This window comes from Cupriavidus sp. FW305-46, from assembly GCF_058787075.1.
This window is the reverse complement of record NZ_JBYSZI010000090.1, coordinates 1-17,631: the sequence shown is the minus strand read 5'-3', so window position 1 is coordinate 17,631 and position 17,631 is coordinate 1. Positions and strand designations below refer to the sequence as shown.

15 protein-coding genes are annotated in these 17,631 nt (G+C 68.3%); 9 read left to right on the top strand and 6 right to left on the bottom strand.

The features are described from left to right. Nucleotides 1–128: 128 nt before the first annotated feature. From AC3WON_RS28930 to AC3WON_RS28920, 3 genes are all read left to right on the top strand, one after another. The gene (locus tag AC3WON_RS28930; RefSeq protein WP_492353283.1) at nucleotides 129–1,442 is read left to right on the top strand and encodes an MFS family transporter; all 1,314 of its coding nucleotides are present in this window, start codon (nucleotides 129–131) and stop codon (nucleotides 1,440–1,442) included. Nucleotides 1,443–1,533: 91 nt separating this feature from the next. Then, nucleotides 1,534–2,463 (top strand): LysR family transcriptional regulator, encoded by a 930-nt coding sequence (locus tag AC3WON_RS28925; protein ID WP_492353282.1) that lies wholly within the window; start codon nucleotides 1,534–1,536, stop codon nucleotides 2,461–2,463. Nucleotides 2,464–2,545: 82 nt separating this feature from the next. Then, on the top strand, nucleotides 2,546–3,019 hold the full coding sequence (locus AC3WON_RS28920; RefSeq protein ID WP_010814055.1) for an aminoacyl-tRNA deacylase: 474 nt from the start codon (nucleotides 2,546–2,548) through the stop codon (nucleotides 3,017–3,019). Nucleotides 3,020–3,118: 99 nt separating this feature from the next. On the opposite strand, the gene eutC is transcribed toward AC3WON_RS28920, so the two are convergent. Both eutC and AC3WON_RS28910 read right to left on the bottom strand, forming a co-directional pair. Further along, entirely contained in the window at nucleotides 3,119–3,904 is a 786-nt protein-coding gene (gene eutC / locus AC3WON_RS28915) for an ethanolamine ammonia-lyase subunit EutC (RefSeq protein WP_492353281.1), read from the bottom strand. Nucleotides 3,905–3,914: 10 nt separating this feature from the next. Continuing rightward, on the bottom strand, nucleotides 3,915–5,297 hold the full coding sequence (locus tag AC3WON_RS28910; RefSeq protein ID WP_492319321.1) for an ethanolamine ammonia-lyase subunit EutB: 1,383 nt from the start codon (nucleotides 5,295–5,297) through the stop codon (nucleotides 3,915–3,917). A 204-nt stretch (nucleotides 5,298–5,501) separates the two neighbouring features. Between AC3WON_RS28910 and AC3WON_RS28905 the strand changes: the two genes are divergently transcribed. Next, nucleotides 5,502–6,539, top strand: a complete 1,038-nt coding sequence (locus AC3WON_RS28905; RefSeq protein WP_492319322.1) for an AI-2E family transporter — start codon at nucleotides 5,502–5,504, stop codon at nucleotides 6,537–6,539. 45 nt (nucleotides 6,540–6,584) lie between these two features. Here AC3WON_RS28905 and AC3WON_RS28900 read toward each other — a convergent pair whose 3' ends face one another. Next, a complete protein-coding gene (locus AC3WON_RS28900; protein WP_013951801.1) occupies nucleotides 6,585–7,310 on the bottom strand; it encodes a FadR/GntR family transcriptional regulator in 726 nt (241 codons plus the stop codon). A 126-nt stretch (nucleotides 7,311–7,436) separates the two neighbouring features. Between AC3WON_RS28900 and AC3WON_RS28895 the strand changes: the two genes are divergently transcribed. From AC3WON_RS28895 to AC3WON_RS28880, 4 genes are all read left to right on the top strand, one after another. Continuing rightward, nucleotides 7,437–8,219, top strand: coding sequence for a (Fe-S)-binding protein (locus AC3WON_RS28895; RefSeq protein ID WP_492319323.1), 783 nt, complete (start codon nucleotides 7,437–7,439; stop codon nucleotides 8,217–8,219). Then, nucleotides 8,216–8,917 carry a LutC/YkgG family protein gene (locus AC3WON_RS28890; RefSeq protein WP_492319324.1) on the top strand — a complete coding sequence of 234 codons (702 nt, stop codon included), beginning with the start codon at nucleotides 8,216–8,218 and terminating at the stop codon, nucleotides 8,915–8,917. Before AC3WON_RS28895 ends, AC3WON_RS28890 begins: the two co-directional genes overlap by 4 nt. Next, nucleotides 8,914–10,359, top strand: a complete 1,446-nt coding sequence (locus AC3WON_RS28885; RefSeq protein ID WP_492353280.1) for a LutB/LldF family L-lactate oxidation iron-sulfur protein — start codon at nucleotides 8,914–8,916, stop codon at nucleotides 10,357–10,359. The genes AC3WON_RS28890 and AC3WON_RS28885 overlap by 4 nt, the downstream gene beginning before the upstream one ends. A 174-nt stretch (nucleotides 10,360–10,533) precedes the next feature. Continuing rightward, nucleotides 10,534–12,243: a lactate permease LctP family transporter gene (locus AC3WON_RS28880; protein WP_492319325.1), complete on the top strand. Its 1,710-nt coding sequence runs from the start codon at nucleotides 10,534–10,536 to the stop codon at nucleotides 12,241–12,243. 73 nt (nucleotides 12,244–12,316) lie between these two features. Here AC3WON_RS28880 and AC3WON_RS28875 read toward each other — a convergent pair whose 3' ends face one another. The 3 genes from AC3WON_RS28875 to AC3WON_RS28865 form a co-directional block, all read right to left on the bottom strand. Further along, a complete protein-coding gene (locus AC3WON_RS28875) occupies nucleotides 12,317–13,438 on the bottom strand; it encodes a CaiB/BaiF CoA transferase family protein (protein WP_492353279.1) in 1,122 nt (373 codons plus the stop codon). Nucleotides 13,439–13,458: 20 nt separating this feature from the next. Then, the gene (locus AC3WON_RS28870; RefSeq protein ID WP_013951795.1) at nucleotides 13,459–14,433 is read right to left on the bottom strand and encodes a Bug family tripartite tricarboxylate transporter substrate binding protein; all 975 of its coding nucleotides are present in this window, start codon (nucleotides 14,431–14,433) and stop codon (nucleotides 13,459–13,461) included. An 82-nt stretch (nucleotides 14,434–14,515) separates the two neighbouring features. Beyond that, the gene (locus AC3WON_RS28865) at nucleotides 14,516–16,312 is read right to left on the bottom strand and encodes an acyl-CoA dehydrogenase family protein (RefSeq protein ID WP_492353278.1); all 1,797 of its coding nucleotides are present in this window, start codon (nucleotides 16,310–16,312) and stop codon (nucleotides 14,516–14,518) included. Nucleotides 16,313–16,432: 120 nt separating this feature from the next. On the opposite strand from AC3WON_RS28865, the gene AC3WON_RS28860 reads away from it, so the two are divergent. After that, nucleotides 16,433–17,353, top strand: coding sequence for a LysR family transcriptional regulator (locus AC3WON_RS28860; RefSeq protein WP_492353277.1), 921 nt, complete (start codon nucleotides 16,433–16,435; stop codon nucleotides 17,351–17,353). The last annotated feature ends 278 nt before the right edge of the window (nucleotides 17,354–17,631 follow it).

Sequence of the window (17,631 nt, the reverse complement as noted above, 5' to 3'; positions counted from 1 at the left end):
GTTCCCCTTGCCGCCCCCACCGTTCCGGTGCCCTGCGGCCGCCATGTCTTCCGGCATCTGCCGCCAGCACTGCGCAGCGCGACCTGACCCGCGGCTGCCCTGCGCCGCCCCTGACTGCACACAACAACATGACCGATCTCACCGCTACTCCAGCCCAAACGGCCGCCCCGAGCCGCGAAGAAGTGCGCAAGCGCGTCTACGCCATCGTCGCCGCCTCGTCGGGCAACCTGGTCGAATGGTTCGACTTCTACGTCTACGCCTTCTGCGCGATCTACTTCGCGCCGTCGTTCTTCCCCAAGTCCGATCCCACCGCGCAGCTGCTGAACACCGCCGGCGTGTTTGCCGCCGGCTTCCTGATGCGGCCCATTGGCGGCTGGCTGTTCGGCACCATCGCCGACCGCCATGGCCGCAAGAACTCGATGCTGATCTCGGTGATCATGATGTGTGCCGGCTCGCTGCTGATTGCCTGCTTGCCCACCTATGACAGCATCGGCAACTGGGCGCCGGCGCTGTTGCTGCTCGCGCGCCTGGTGCAGGGCGTGTCGGTCGGCGGCGAATACGGCACCACCGCCACCTATATGAGCGAGGTGGCGCTGCGCGGCCGGCGCGGCTTCTTCTCGTCGTTCCAGTATGTGACGCTGATCGGCGGCCAGTTGCTGGCAGTGCTGGTGGTGGTGATCCTGCAGCAGCTGCTGGACGAGTCCGAACTGAAGGCCTGGGGCTGGCGCATCCCGTTCGTGGTCGGCGCGGTCACCGCGGTGGTGGCGCTGTTCCTGCGCCGCACGCTGCACGAGACCTCGTCGGCAGCCACCCGCGGCAACAAGGAAGCCGGCAGCGTGGCCGCGCTGTTCCGCCACCACAAGGCCGCCTTCTTCACCGTGCTGGGCTATACCGCGGGCGGCTCGCTGATCTTCTACACCTTCACCACGTATATGCAGAAGTACCTGGTCAACACTGCCGGCATGTCGATCAAGACCGCCAGCTATGTGATGACGGGATGCCTGTTCCTGTACATGTGCATGCAGCCGGTGTTCGGCGCGCTCTCCGACCGCATCGGCCGGCGCACCAACATGCTGCTGTTCGGCGCGCTGGGTGCGCTCTGCACGGTGCCGATCCTGACCGCGCTGGGCACGGTCAGCAGCCCTGAGCTTGCCTTTGTGCTGATTGCCGTGGCGCTGGCCATCGTCAGCTTCTACACCTCGATCAGCGGCATCGTGAAGGCCGAGATGTTCCCGCCCGAGGTGCGCGCGCTGGGCGTGGGCCTGGCCTATGCCATCGCCAACGCGATCTTCGGCGGCTCGGCCGAGTATGTGGCGCTGGGCATGAAGACGCTAGGCCACGAGACCGCGTTCTACTGGTACGTGACGGCGATGATGGTGATTGCCTTCTTCGTCAGCCTGCGCCTGCCGCGCCAGGCCAGATACCTGCATCACGAGCATTGATGCGCACCCCGCGGTGCAATGCCGCGGGACGCCGCCAAGAGCATGGCAATATACGGGGCCGTAATCGCCCCCCTCTTTCATTGATCACCCCATGGACCTGAACGCCCTGCGCCTGTTCGTCGACATCGTCGATGCGGGCAACCTGAGCGCGGCCGCGCGCAAGCTCAAGATGACGCGCGCCAATGTCAGCTACCGGCTCAAGGCGCTCGAAGAAGAGCTGGGTGTGCAGCTGCTGCGCCGGACCACGCGCCATGTCGAGCCGACTCCGGTCGGTGCCGGCCTGTACGAGCACGGCCGCAACATCCTCGGCGAGGTGGCCGCCGCCAATGCACTGATCAGTAATATGGGCAAAAGCCTGAAGGGCCATGTGCGGCTCTCGGTGCCTACCGGGCTGGGCCATTCACTGCTGTCGCCGCTGCTGGTGCTGTTCAAGCAGCGCTATCCCGACATCACGCTCGACGTGGTCTTCGACAACCGTGTGCACAACCTGGTGTCCGAGGACGTCGAAGTGGCCCTGCGCATCATCTCCACCCCGCCGGATTCAGTGGTCGCCACCGAGATCGGCGAAGTCGACTGGATCGTGTGCGCGTCGCCAGCCTACCTCGCCGGCCACCTGGCGCCGCAAGCGCTGGCCGAGCTGCAGGGGCATGCGTTCGTGTGCGCGTCGCCCGAGGGGCAGAAGCTCAAGGCAACGGGCATCCGGCACAGTGGCGGCGGCGACGGCGGTGAGACCCGTGAGCAGGTGGTGCTGGAGCCAACGCTCACCTCCGAGAACTTTGCCTTCCTGAAAGAGGCGGTGCTGGCGGGCCTGGGCATCGGCATCTTCCCGATCTATGCGATCGGCGCGGAACTGGACAGCGGCGCCCTGGTGCCGCTGCTGTGCGACTACCGCATCAGCGTGTTCGGCAGCAAGCTCTACATGCTGACCATGCCCAACCGCTACCAGACGCTGGCCACGCGCTACCTGCTGAACTTCCTGAAGACCGAGCTGCAGGCAGTGTGGCCGCGGCTGCACCGCTAGCGGTGCCTTCGGCAGTGGTCGCCACGGACTATAGTAGGAGCACAAGGATAACCGTCGGCGCATCCGCACCTGAGGAGCTACCATGGCCCTGGCTAGCACGCTTGCAAGCTGCCTGAGCAGCAAGAACACCCAGTACGACATCATCCGCCACCCCTACACCCTCAGCAGCATGGCCACTGCCGAGGCAGCGCATGTTCCCGGGGACCGGCTGGCCAAGACGCTGTTGCTGGAGGATGACCGCGGCTATGTCGCTGCCGTGATTCCTTCAAGCCACCATCTGCACATGGCCGCCATCTGCGAACAGACCGGGCGCAATCTGGTGCTGGCGCATGAGGACGAGATCCGCGAGATCTTCAAGGATTGCGACCTCGGCGCGATCCCGCCGGTGGCGATGGCCTACGGCATGCAGACCTATGTGGACGACAGCCTGATGGCGCAGCCCGACGTGTATTTCGAAGGCGGTGACCACCAGGAACTGGTGCACATGAGCGGCGAGCAGTTCTCGAAGTTGATGTCGGACGCTGGGCACGGGCAGTTTTCGCGCCGCATGATGTAAGCGGCGCATTTTATTGGCCACTGAACGGCCGCCACGCGGTTGCGAACCCGCGTGGCGGCCGTTTTGCATGCTGGCGGGCGGGTGAGTGAGGCAGACGTTTCAGCCTTCAGGCAACGCCGGCACGCTGTCGTCCTTCAGGTCCACGCCCGAGCGGCCCAATGCCGCCGCGCCGCGCAGCAGGAAGGCCAGCCGGTCGGCGGCCTGCGCATACGGCAGGCCTTCGGGGCGCACGTTGGAGATGCAGTTGCGCTCGGCATCGGTGCGGCCCGTGCGCGGCGCATGGGTCAGGTAGATGCCAAGGCTGTCGGGAGAACTCAGGCCCGGCCGTTCGCCGATCAGCATCACCACCTGGCGCGCGCCCAGCAGCTCGCCGATCTCGTCGCCCAGCGCCACGCGCGACTGCTCGGCCACCACCACCGGGCCGATGCGCCATGTCGGCGGCAGGCGCGGGCGGGTGGCATCGAGCAATGGCAGCGCGTGCGTCTGCGTGGCCAGCGCGGACAGGCCGTCGGCAACCACGAACACCACATCGGGCGCCTCGCCAGGCCGTGCCGCGGCCAGCCGCGCGCGGCTGGCATCGTCCAGGCGCCGGCCCAGGTCGGGGCGCCGCAGGTAGTGCGCGCGGTCCGGCGCAGCGCTGTGCACGGCGAGGTTCTGTACCCCCGCCGCATCCAGCGCCGCGGTGACCGCGCCCACGTCCAGCGGCAGGTGCACCGCATCGCGCGCCTGCGCATGGGCCAGCCCGAAGGCCAGCACCGCATCGGTGGTCTGGCTGTGGCCGGTACGGCCCAGCGCTACACGCGCGCGCGTGAACTGGCGCAGGCGTTGCCACGGGTCGGCATCGGCGTTGGCGGGATCGGCGGGTGGCGGGCGTCTGTCCGTCATCGGCTGCACCTTACAGGCTGTGGGCCATCTGCAGCAGCGGCTGGCGCGCGGCGGGCTCGAGCAGCCTGCCGCTGGCATCGGCAATGCCCATGCGCTGCAGCCAGGCCTCGAACTCCGGCGCGGGGCGCAGCCCCAGCACCTCGCGCAGGTACAGCGCATCGTGGAACGAGGTGCTCTGGTAGTTCAGCATGATGTCGTCGGCGCCGGGCACGCCCATGATGAAATTGATGCCGGCCACGCCGAACAGCGTCAGCAGCGTGTCCATGTCGTCCTGGTCGGCCTCGGCATGGTTGGTGTAGCAGACGTCGCAGCCCATCGGCACCCCCATCAGCTTGCCGCAGAAGTGGTCTTCCAGACCGGCGCGAATGATCTGCTTGCCGTCGTACAGGTATTCGGGACCGATAAAGCCCACCACCGTATTGACCAGCAGCGGCGCGAACGCGCGCGCCACCGCGTAGGCGCGCGCCTCCATGGTCTGCTGGTCGACGCCGTGGTGCGCATTGGCCGACAGTGCGCTGCCCTGCCCGGTCTCGAAGTACATCAGGTTGTCGCCAACGGTGCCGCGCGCCAGCGCCTGCGCGGCGTCGTGCGCCTCGGCCAGCAGCGCCAGGCTGATGCCGAAGGCCGCGTTGGCGCGCTCGCTGCCGGCCACCGACTGGAACACCAGATCCACCGGCGCGCCCTGCCCGATCGCGCGCAGGGTATTGGTGACGTGGGTCAGCACGCAGGATTGCGTGGGGATGTCGAAGCGGCTGCGCAGCTCGTCGATCATGCGCAGCAGCGAGACGATGGCGCCCAGGTTGTCCGAAGCCGGGTTGACGCCGATGGTGGCATCGCCGCAGCCATAGAGCAGCCCGTCGATGATCGACGCGGCAATGCCCTTGGGATCGTCGGTCGGGTGGTTGGGCTGCAGCCGCACCGAGAGCCGGCCCGGCAGCCCCACCGTGCTGCGAAAGCGCGTCACCACCTGGCATTTGCGCGCCACCGCCACCAGGTCCTGGTTGCGCATCAGCTTGCTGACCGCGGCGGCCATCTCCGGGGTGATGCCCGGCGCCACCCGCGCCAGCGTGGCGCTGTCGGTTTCATGCAGCAGCAGCCAGTTGCGCAGGTCGCCCACGGTAGTGGCGCCGATGGCGGCAAAGGCCGCGCCATCATGCCGGTCCAGGATCAGGCGCGTGACCTCGTCGTCCTCGTACGGCACCAGCGCCTCGGTCAGGAACTGCTTGAGCGGCACCTCTGCCAGCGCCAGCCGCGCGGCCATCCGCTCCTGCTCGCTGGCCGCGGCAACGCCCGCCAGCGCGTCGCCGGAGCGCGCCGGGCTGGCCCGGGCCAGCAGCGTGCGCAGGTCGGCAAAGACGTGGCGGTGGGTGCCGATGGTGTGGGTGTAGGCCATGCGTTCCGTTCCTGGACTCTGGGGAAAACGATGACAGCGGTGCGCCGGGCGCCTTGCCGGGCGCGATTCCCCCTAATATAGACAGCCTTTGCGTGTGCCGTGATGCCAACATCGCCTCAGCGCACACGGCCTGACTCAGGAACAACATCTGGATCGGCGAGAATTCAGAATAAATTTTGAGCAATTTGCATGCCGGAGACCTCGATGAAAGACCCCGACCCGACCACCACCCCGCGCTTGCTGCCGGCCGCGTGGTACAGCGTCGGCACCGTCGCCTACCTGCTGACCGCCCTGGCGCTGTGGACCGTGCTCCACGCCAACCTGGTGGCGGCATTGCTGTCCGGGCTGCTGCTGTACTCGCTGGTGGACGTGCTGGCGCCGCGCCTGCAGCGCCTGCACCAGCGCCACGACGCCCTGGCCGTGGCCATCCTGTCGGCGCTGATCCTGCTGGGGCTGACGCTGGCGGGCTGGCTGCTGGTGCGCTTTGTCAGTGGCGAGGGCAATACCCTGGACGGGCTGCTCAACCATGTGGCCGACATCATCGACCGCTCGCGCGGGCAGATGCCGCCGTGGCTTAGCGATGCGCTGCCCAAGGGCGTGGACGAGCTGGCCAACACGCTGATCGAGACGCTGCGCGAGCATGCCGCGATGGCGCAGAAGCTGGGCGCCGAGGTGCTGCGCACGCTGGTGCATATCCTGATCGGGCTGGTGATCGGCGCGATGGTGGCGCTGTATCGCGCGGTGGTTCGGCCCAATCGCCGTCCGCTGGCCGCGGCGCTGGTGGCGCGCGCACGCGCGCTGCAGCAGGCGTTCTCGCAGTTCATCTTCGCGCAGATCCAGATCTCCACCATCAACACCGTGCTGACGGCGATCTACCTGCTGCTGGTGCTGCCGCTCTTTGGCGTGCACCTGCCGCTGACCAAGACGCTGGTGGTGATCACCTTCGTTGCCGGGCTGCTGCCGGTGCTGGGCAACCTGATTTCCAATACCGCCATCGTGGTGGCCTCCCTGTCGGTGTCGCTGCCGATCGCGGTGGCGTCGCTGGTGTTCCTGGTGGTGATCCACAAGCTGGAGTACTTCCTGAACGCGCGCATCATCGGTGCGCGCATCCAGGCCGCGGCGTGGGAACTGCTGATGGTGATGCTGCTGATGGAAACGCTGTTCGGCATCCCGGGCGTGATCGCCGGACCGATCTTCTATGCCTACCTGAAGCGGGAACTGGCCGGCGCCGGACTGATCTGAGTGCCGCAGCCGGCTCGCCGCGGCGCTGGTAGGACCAATACCTGCTCAGGCGCCGTCCTGCTCCACCCGGCTGCGCACGAAGTCGATATGGGTCTGCATGGCGGTGCGCGCCTCTTCCGGGCGCCGCGCGCAAATCGCATCGCACAGCGTGCGGTGCTGCAGCAGCAGCAGGTCTGACGCGCCGTCGTCCTGTTCGCGCAGGCCGGTGCCATTGATGGTGATGTGCTCGCGCAGCATGCCGATCACGCTGGTATGCAGGTGCAGGAACATGGTGTTGTGCGAGGCCTGGGCAATGGCGTCGTGCAGCTGCGCATCGGCATCGGCCTCTGCCTGCTTGTCGTCGGCGGCGCGCGCGCGTTCCAGCTCGGCCATCAGGGCGCGGATCCGCTTCACGTCAGCGGCATCCGCGCGCAGCGCCGCAAAATACGCGGTCGCGCCCTCCAGCACGCGGCGGAACTCCAGGATGTCGTCGCGCAGTGCGGGGTGGTCGGCCACCAGCTGGCCCCAGGGCGAGGCAATGCCGGCGCGCAGCTGGTCGGTGGCGTAGACCCCGGCACCGCGCCGGCTCTGCAGCAGGCCGCGCGCGGCGAGGCGCTGGATCGCCTCGCGCACGGTGTTGCGCGCGACCTCGTATTGCCCGGCCAGCACCCGCTCGGCCGGCAGCCGCGTGCCGGGCGGCCAGGTGCCGTCGAGCAGCGCGGTCTCGATCCGGCGCATGACCGACTCCACGCGCCCACGGGTGCGCCCGTGCCTTGCTGCCGCTGCCGTCATGCCGTGTGTCCTCGCTCCTGAGCTTGCGCGCGTCGTTGCGCAGATTGGTCCAACCAATTTGTACCGCCGCGCGGAAGCGGGAATTATGCGCCGAAACGTGCGACCCCAGCACGTCCGGAGCGAGACATGAAGGATCGTCAGTACCCCACCGGCCCTGCCCCCACGCAGGCCTACCTGTTTGCCACCTGCCTGGTCGACATGTTCGTGCCGCAGGCCGGCCTCGACGCCGTGCGGCTGCTTGAACGCGAAGGGCTCACCGTGCACTTCCCGCGCGGCCAGAGTTGCTGCGGCCAGCCCGCCTACAGCAGCGGCAACCCCGACGCGGCCCGTGCGGTGGCGCGCGCCCAACTCGACCTGTTCAGCCAGCCCTGGCCGGTGATCGTGCCATCGGGCTCGTGCGCGGGCATGATGCGCCACCACTGGCCGCAGCTCTTTGCCGACGATCCGGTGGCCGGCCCCAAGGCACTGGAACTGGCCGGACGCATCTATGAACTGGGCGAATTCCTGCTGCATGTGCTGAAGGTGGACTTTGGCGATGCCGCAGCGGCGGGCCAGCCGCAGGAGCGCATCGTGCTGCATACCTCGTGCGGCGCCCGTCGAGAAATGGGTACGCGCCAGCACGGCGTGGCCCTGGTCGACGCGCTGCCGGGCGTGACCCGCGTGGAGCATGAACGCGAATCAGAATGCTGCGGCTTCGGCGGCACCTTCTCGCTCAAGCATCCCGATATCTCCGGCGCCATGGTGCGCGACAAGGTGGCCTCGGCCTGCGCCACCGGCTGCGACCGGCTGGTCTCGGCCGACTGCGGCTGCCTGCTCAATATCGGCCATACCGCGGCACATGACCGCGCCCCGCTGCAGGTGGAGCACCTGGCCACCTTCCTGTGGCGCCGTAGCGGAGGTGCCGCATGAGCACGCCCGGCGCCCGCGAACGCATGCTCGGCCGGCTGCGCGCCGCCGCGCCTGCGCCTTCCCAAGGCACAGCGGAACTCGACCGCCGCATCGACGGCCATTTCGAGGCACGCCGCCACGGCACGCCAGCCGTTGGCGAACTGGTCGACGCGATGCAGGCGGCACTGCAAGGCCTGCATGCCGAGGTCTGGTGCGCCAGCGAAGCGGCCTGGCCGGCATTGCTGGCCACTGAGCTGGCCAATGCCGGCGTGAAGCGCCTGCTGCTTGATCCCGCCAGCACGGCCGGTGCCGCGCTGGCGGCCGCCTTGCCGGCCCATATCGAAGCCATCGGCTACGACCGCCCGATCGAAGCCTGGAAGGCGGAGCTGTTCGACACCATCGATGCCGGCTTCACCGTGTCGCGCTCCGGCATTGCCGCCACCGGCACGCTGGTGGTCGCGCCAGATGCGGGCTCGCCACGCACGGTGTCGCTGGTGCCGCCGCTGCATGTCGCGCTGGTGCGCGCCTCGACGCTGCACGCCGACCTGCATATGGCCGCGCGCACCGAGCGCTGGTCCGACGGCATGCCGACCAACCTGGTGCTGATCTCCGGCCCGTCCAAGACCTCCGACATCCAGCAGACGCTGGCCTACGGCGCGCATGGTCCGCGCCGGCTGTGGGTCGTGATCGAGACCGACACTGCGGAGGCCGGGCAATGAGCCAGCACACACTGAATTTTGTTCCGCCGCAGGACTTCAAGGCACGCGCCCGCGAAGCGCTGGACGATCCCAAGCTGCGCCAGAGCTTTCGCGGCGCGATGGACTTCCTGCAAGGCAAGCGCCTGGCGCAGTTCCCCGACGCGGATGAGCTGGAGCGCCTGCGCGACCTGGGCGAGGCGGTGCGCCAGCACGCGCTGGCCAACCTGCCGGACCTGCTGGTGCAGCTGGAGGCAAAGCTCACCGCCGCCGGGGTGCAGGTGCACTGGGCCGAGAACGCCGACGAAGCCAACGCGATCATCCACCGCATCGCGGCATCGAAGCAGGCGCAGCGCGTGATCAAGGGCAAGTCGATGGCCAGCGAGGAGATCGAGCTGAACCATTACCTGGCCGAGCGCGGGGTGGACTGTATCGAGTCGGACATGGGCGAGTACATCGTCCAGCTGGCCGGCGAAAAGCCCTCGCATATCGTGATGCCGGCGATCCACAAGACCAAGGGCGATATCGCGCAGCTGTTCCAGGCGCATATCCCCGACACGCCCTATACCGAGGATGTCGATGCGCTGATCCAGGCCGGCCGCCGTGCGCTGCGCCAGGCCTTTGTCGACGCGGATATCGGCTTGTCCGGCGTGAACTTCGCCGCCGCGGACACCGGCACGCTGTGGCTGGTGGAGAACGAAGGCAACGGCCGGCTTTCCACCACCGTGCCCGACGTGCATATCGCCATCATGGGCATGGAGAAGGTCGTGGCCCGGCTGGAACACATCGTGCCGCTGTCCACGCTGCTGACGCGCTCGGCCACCGGGCAGGCCATCACCACCTACTTCAACCTGATCTCCGGGCCGCGCCGCGCGGGCGAGCGCGACGGCCCGCGCGAGGTCCACCTGGTGCTGCTCGACAACGGCCGCACCCAGGCCTATGCCGACACGCAGCTGCGCGCGACGCTGCAATGCATCCGCTGCGGCGCATGCATGAACCATTGCCCGGTCTACACGCGCATCGGCGGCCATGCCTATGGCACGACCTATCCCGGCCCCATCGGCAAGATCATCTCGCCGCACCTGCTGGGGCTGGATGCCACCGCCGACCTGGCCACCGCGTCGAGCCTGTGCGGCGCCTGCGGCGAAGTGTGCCCGGTGCGCATCCCGATCCCGCAATTGCTGGTGCGCCTGCGCACCGAGGCCAACCGCGATCCGGAAGAGCAGGTCGCCAACCCGCTGCGCGGCCAGGGCGCCAAGTACAGCCGCGGCGAGCACCTGGTGTGGCGCTTCTGGAGCGGCGCGTATTCGCACCCGGCGACGTACCGGCTGTTCCGCTGGGCCGCCACGCGGCTGCGCGCGCTGACGCCGTCGAAGCAGATGGGCTGGACGCAGCACCGCACGCCGCTGAAGCCGGCGGCGAAGAGCCTGGCGGATTTGCTGAAAGAGAAGGGGCAGCCGGAGTAAGAGCGCCGGCCAGCACCACAAACCCCTTCCCGTACCGCCGGCGTGCTCCCTCTCCCGCAAGCGGGAGAGGGAGCGAACAAGCGGGAGTTTCAAGGCCCGCGATATTGCGATGCCCGCAGTCCTCACCAACAAAACAAAGATTTCCCGAAACACCACCAAAGCAGGAGACTAACCGTGCAACCCTGGACCCAAATCTATACACCGCTGGGCAGCCTGTGGCTGTCGTCGCTGGCGGCAGCCATTCCCATCCTGTTCTTCTTCATTGCGCTGGCCGTCTGGCGCATGAAGGGCCATGTCGCCGCGGCCGTGACGCTGCTATTGGCGCTGGCCGTGGCGATCTTCGCCTACGGCATGCCCGCGCAGCAGGCGCTGGCCTCGGCCGGCTTCGGCTTTGCCTATGGGCTGTGGCCGATCGCGTGGATCATCGTGACCGCGGTGTTCCTCTACAAGATCGTGGTCAAGACCGGCCAGTTCGACGTGATCCGCGCCTCGGTGCTGTCGATCACCGACGACCAGCGCCTGCAGATGCTGCTGATCGGCTTTGCCTTCGGCGCCTTCCTGGAAGGCGCGGCGGGCTTCGGCGCGCCGGTGGCGATCACCGCTGCGCTGCTGGTGGGCCTGGGCTTCAACCCGCTGTATGCGGCGGGCCTGTGCCTGATCGCCAATACCGCGCCGGTGGCATTCGGCGCGATGGGCATCCCCATCATCGTGGCCGGACAGGTGACGGGCATCGATCCTTTCCATATCGGCGCCATGGCCGGACGCCAGCTGCCGCTGCTGTCGCTGCTGGTGCCGTTCTGGCTGGTGTTCATGATGGACGGCGCCAAGGGCGTGCGCGAAACCTGGCCGGCGGCGCTGGTGTGCGGCGGCAGCTTTGCCGTGACGCAGTACTTCACCTCCAACCATATCGGGCCCGAGCTGCCGGACATCACCTCGGCGCTGGTCAGCCTGGTGTCGCTGGCCGCGTTCCTGAAGGTATGGCAACCGCGCAACGCGTCGCAGCGTGCCGGCAATGTCAGCGGCGGCACCGTCGCGCTGGCGGGCTTCGGCGGCGGTTTCGGCGGCGGTTTCGGCGGTGCGATGTCCAGCCGCAAGGCTTCGCCCTACACCCTGGCGCAGACGCTGCGCGCGTGGGCGCCGTTCGGCATCCTGACCGCGATCGTCACGGTGTGGAGCCTGCAGCCGTTCAAGGCGCTGTTTGCCGCCAATGGCGCGCTGGCGGGCACGGTGCTGAAGTTCAAGATCCCGGGCCTGGACCAGATGGTGATCAAGGCCGCGCCGATCGTGGCCACGCCCAAGGCCTATGACGCGGTGCTGAAGCTCGACCTGCTCTCCGCCGTCGGCACCGCCATCCTGCTGACCGCGCTGATCTCGGCGGTGCTGCTGCGCATGAAGCCGCGCACGCTGCTGGCCACCTTTGCCGAGACCCTGGTGGAACTGGCGCGCCCAGTGCTGTCGATCGGCCTGGTGCTGGCGTTCGCCTTTGTCGCCAACTACTCCGGCATGTCGTCGACACTGGCGCTGCTGCTGGCCGGCACCGGCGCGGCCTTCCCGTTCTTCTCGCCGTTCCTGGGCTGGCTGGGGGTGTTCCTGACCGGTTCGGACACTTCGTCCAATGCACTGTTCTGCGCGCTGCAGAACACCACGGCGCACCAGATCGGCGTGTCGGACACGCTGCTGGTCGCCGCCAACACCACCGGCGGCGTCACGGCCAAGATGATCTCGCCGCAATCGATCGCCGTGGCCTGCGCGGCGACCGGGCTGGTGGGCAAGGAGTCGGAGCTGTTCCGCTTCACGGTCAAGCACAGCCTGCTGTTTGCCGTGATCATCGGCATCATGACGGTGGTGCAGGCTTACCTGTTGCCGGGGATGATCCCGGGGTGATGGGGTAGCAGGAATCAATGAAGAACGGCGGCCATATGGCCGCCTTTTCGTTTGCCGCGCGGCAACGTCGCGTCTAATCCAGGAACTCGTCCCCTTCGGTGAGCGGCGCATACCTGTACGTGGCCGGCGTCCGGCTCAGCTTGACCGGCGCACCCAGCCCTTGGTAGCCACCCTCCATCTCCACCACCATCTCGCGGTGCTGCGTATGCGGATGCTGCAAGGCATCAGCCACGGACAGTACCGGCGCGCAGGGCACGCCCGCGGCCACCAGCTCGTCGGCGAGCACCTTGCCATCGAACTCGCACAGCCTGGCTTCCAGTTCCGCCTTCAGCGCCACGCGATTCACCGAGCGCGCGCCCGCGGTGGCATAGCGCTCGTCATCGGCCAGCGCAGGCAGCCGCAGGTGCTCGCACAGGATGCGGAACTGCCGGTCGTTGCCCACCGCCAGGAAGATCGGGTCGGTGGCGGTCGCCACCGTGTCGTACGGGTAGATGTTGGGATGCGCATTGCCGGTGCGCTGCGGCGTCTTGCCGCTCATGAACCAGTTGGCCGCATGCGGATGCAGCAGCGACAGGCCGGAGTCATAGAGCGCGGCCTCGACGAACTGGCCGCGCCCGCTGCGCGCGCGCTCCTGCAGTGCCAGCAGCACGCCGATCACGGCGTTCAGGCCGGTCACCATGTCCACCACCGGCAAACCCACTCGCAGCGGATCGCCATCGGCCTCGCCGTTGATGCTCATGATGCCGGACATGGCCTGGATGGCGGCGTCGTAGCCGGGCAGGCCGCCCAGCGAGCCATCGGCGCCGAAGCCGGACACGCGGCAATGGACCAGCCGCGGGAAGCGCGCGGACAGCGTGTCGTAGCCCAGCCCCCACTTCTCCATGGTGCCGGTCTTGAAGTTCTCGACCAGCACGTCGGCCTCGGCCAGCAGCGCAAGCAGGACCTCACGATCGGCCTCGGCGGTCAGGTCCAGCCGCATCACGCGCTTGTTGCGGTTCAGGCCGAAGTAGTAAGAGGCCACGCCGTCCTTGAACGGCGGCCCCCAGGTGCGGGTGTCGTCGCCCTGCGGCGGTTCGATCTTGAGCACGTCGGCGCCGTGGTCACCCAGGATCTGGCCGCAGTATGGGCCGCCCAGGATGCGCGACAGGTCGACCACGCGGATGCCGGCGAGCGCGCCGGGACTGGTTTGGGTCATGGCTGGTTTTCCTGTGCGGTTCAGTCGAGCTGGGCGCCGGACTTCTGCACCACGGCGCGCCACTTGCCGACCTCGGCCTTGACGAAGCCGCCAAGCTGCTCGGGCGTGGTCGACGGCGCGAACTCGAGGCCCTGCGCCTGCAGGGTCTTGCGCACCTCGGGCTGCTTGAGCGCATCGGCAAAGGCGCGGTTGAGCTTGCCGATCACTTCGGGCGGCGTGCCGGCGGGTGCGACCACGCCGAAGAACACCGATACATCGAAACCTGGCACGCCCTGCTCGGCCACGGTCGGCACGTCCGGCAGCGCCTGCGAGCGCGCCTTGGTGGTGACGCCCAGCGCGCGCACCTTGCCGCTCTTGATGAAGGGCATCGCGGTCAGCACGTCGGTGAAGGTCATGCTGACCTGCCCGCCCAGCAGGTCGTTCAGTGCGGGGCCGGTGCCCTTGTACGGGATGTGCTGGAAATCGGTGCCGGTGACGTTGTTGAACAGCACCCCGGCCAGGTGCGATGAGGCGCCGTTGCCGGACGAGGCATAGGTCAGCTTGCCCGGGTGCGCCTTGCCATAGGCGATCAGCTCCGTGACGTTCTTCGCCGGCACGGACGGGTTGACCACCAGCACATTGGGCAGCTGGCCGATCTGGATCACCGGCGCGAAGCTCTTGACCGGGTCGTAGTTGATCTTGCGGTACAGGCTGACGTTGATCGCCAGCGGCGCCGAAGTGCCGAACATCAGCGTGTAGCCGTCGGGCTCGGCGCGCGCCACCACCTCGGCGCCGATATTGCCGCCGGCGCCGGCGCGGTTTTCCACCACCACCGGCTGGCCCAGGCTGGTCTTGAGCGCGGCGGCAAGCGTGCGCGCCATGGCATCGGTGGGGCCGCCCGGCGGGTAGGTGACGACCATCATGATCGGCTTGGACGGAAAGTCCTTCTGCGCGAAGGCGGGGGCAATACAGAGCGAGCAGGCGGCGATGGCCGCTACGCGGTGCCAGAGTTTCATGGCGTTGTCTCCTGGGTATAGGACGTCTCCCGCTGGTGGCGGGATGGTGTTGCGGGGGGATTGGTGCCGGATGTGGATCCGGTCAGAACACGTTGACCTGGTCGACCGCGCCGGCGGCGCGCACGGTGCCGTCAGCCGGCGCGACGGTCTCGGCCAGCCACTCGGGCTCGGCCTGTGCGGCCAGCGGGTCCTGCGGCAGCACGCGGTGGCGCAACACCAGCTGCGCCAGCCGCATGCGGCGCACCGAGCCGATGCGCCCGGCCTCCCAGGCCATCGCCACCGCGCTGGTGACGTGGTACAGCGCCGAGGCCGCCTGGCGCGCCAGCAGTTCGCCGTCGGCGCCGGCATCAGCGGCTTGCGCGGCCAGCTTCGCAGCGGCGGCGATGGCGCCTTCGAACACGGCACGCGCCGCCGCATGCATCGGCGTATCGGCCAGCAGGCCGGCCAGGTGTGCCTGCAGTACCGGCAGCGCGCCTTCACGGCGGACCGCGCGCAGCACGTCAAGCGCGACGATATTGCTGGTGCCTTCCCAGATCGAGCCGAGATGGGCATCGCGCACCAGGCGCGGATCGCTCCATTCCTCGATATAGCCGCAGCCGCCGCGGATCTCCATGGCGTCGCCGGTGACCCTGCGCGCGTCGCGGCAGGCGCGGAACTTGATCAGCGGCGTCAGGATGCGCATCAGCGGGTAGGCGTCGGCTTCGCCGGCATCGGCGCGGCGCAGTGCTTCGGCGGTCTGGAACACCATGGTGCGCGCCTGCTCGGTGGGCAGGGTCAGCTTGAGCAGCTGGCGGCGCATCAGCGGCATGTCCTGCAGGCGCTTGCCGAACGCCTGGCGCTCGCGTGCAATGAACAGGCCCTCGGTCAGCGCGCGGCGCATCAGGCCGGCGGCGCGCACGCCGTTGGACAGGCGCGAGTTGTTGATCATGTCGGCCATCTGCACGAAGCCGCGGCCGGGTTCGCCGACCAGCCAGGCATGCGCACCTTCCAGCCGGATTTCGCCGCTGGCCATCGAGCGCGTGCCCAGCTTGTCCTTCAGGCGGATGATGCGGTAGTGGTTGTCGCTGCCGTCGGCCAGCTTGCGCGGCAGCAGGAACAGCGACACGCCCTTGTGGCCCGGCACGGCGATGCCGGCCTCATCCTCCACGCGCGCCAGCACCATTGCCAGCGCGGCGTCGGGGTTGGAGCAGAACCACTTGTCGCCCAGCAGGCGCCAGCCGCCCTCGGCCGAAGCGTCGCGCACCGCGCGGGTGGCGGTGGCGGCGACGTCGGAGCCGGCGCCCTGCTCGGTCATGAACATCGCGCCCTGGTACAGATCATCGAACACCTGGGTGGTCAGGTTGGGCAGGTAGCGCCCGACCAGCGCCGGGTCGCCGAACTTGCGCAGCGTGCGCGTCAGCGAATCGGTCATCGAAAGCGGGCAGCACAGGCCGAACTCGGCCTGCACAAACAGATATGTGAGTGCGTACTTAGCCGCAGGCGGCATGGGCTTGTCCCAGCCCAGCACGCCACCGCGGTGCGACGCCGCCGCCAGGCCGAATTCGGCAAAGGCCACGCGCTCCATCTCCACATAGGCCGGATGCTTGTCGATGCGCTGCGCGTCCACGCCCGCGCGGGTGCGGTAGCTGAGTTCGGGGGGATGGCGGTCGGCCACGCCGGCCAGTTCGTCGAGCACGCCGCCGGCCAGCGCACCCATGCGTTCCAGGTGCGGCAGCAGGTGCTTGAACAGGTCGGGCGGCAGGTAGAGCGGCAGCAGCGCGCGCAGGTCCGGGTCGGCGGCAAACAGGCTGCCGCCCTGGCGGTCCGGTACCGGGTGGGCAGCGGCCGGTGCGGCGCAAGGGGCTTGAAGTGTGGTGTCGCGCACGGCGCTGGATGGCATGGCGGGTCTCCTGGGATTGGACGGTGCCGGCTTGCGGCCCCTTTGGCCTCCATTATTGAAACCCCAAGGATTCGCGTCTAATTCTAAAATTGGCTTGATCTATATAAATTCTGTATCGCCATGGAATTCCGCCACTTGCGTTACTTCCTCGTGCTGGCCGAGGAACTGCACTTCGGCCGGGCCGCGCGCCGGCTTGCCATTTCCCAGCCGCCGCTGTCGCTCAATATCCAGCAGCTGGAGGCCTCGGTCGGGGCGCGGCTGTTCGACCGCGACAGCCGCGGCGTGCGGCTGACCGCGGCCGGGCGAGCCTTCCGCGAATCGGCCACGGCGCTGCTGGCGCAGGCCGAGGCGGCGCGGGTGCTGGCACGCGAGATCGAGGCGGGCGCGATCGGGCGGCTGCGGGTGGGCTTTGTCGGCTCGATGCTGTATCGCGGCTTGCCACAGACGCTGCGCGCGTTTCAGGCGGCCTATCCCGGCATCCAGGTGGCGCTGACCGAGCTCAACTCACAGGAGCAGATCGACGCGCTGCTGCATGACGAGCTCGACGCCGCCTTTATCCACACCGGCCGCGTGCCGGACACGCTGCAGGCAACGCTGGTGCACAGCGAGCCCTTTGTCTGCTGCCTGCCGGCCGACCATGCGCTGGCCGCGCTGCCGGAGTTGCCGCTGGCGGCATTGCGCGGCGAGCCGTTCGTGCTGTTCTCGCGCAAGGCGTCGCCGGACTACTACAGCCGCATCTTCGACATGTGCGCCGCGCAGGGCTTCTACCCGCAGATCCGGCATGAAGTCCGGCACTGGCTGTCGGTGGTGTCGCTGGTGTCGCAGGGGATGGGCGTGGCGGTGGTGCCGGCGGCGCTGGCGCGCTCCGGCATGGCCGGGGCCGCGTTCCGGCCACTGGCCGACGCGTCGGTGCGCTCGGAGGTCTACTGCGCGTGGAAGACGGCGCCGGACCATCCGGCGCGCGACCATTTCGTCGGCATGGTGCGGGAGATGACAGCCGCCGCCCAGGGCAGCCCCAAAGAAAAAGCCACCGGTCCATAGACCGATGGCTTGTGAAGTACGCGTGGAACGGGGTGTTCAGCGTGCCTGAAGCTTAACCCTGCCCGCTTACGGCATCCAATAACGCAAATGCAGTAATTGACCGGCACTGCATGAAGCTGGTTGCATTCGGCTTCGCAAAGCCGAACTGCGCTGCATCGAGCTGAATTCATGCGCAGCCTTCTACACTTCTACCAGCCCCCTGCGGCACCGCTCGCGCGTGACGCTAGGCCCGGGAAACGTTGCCGAGGCAGCATGACCCGCCCCGCGCACCCTCAGCC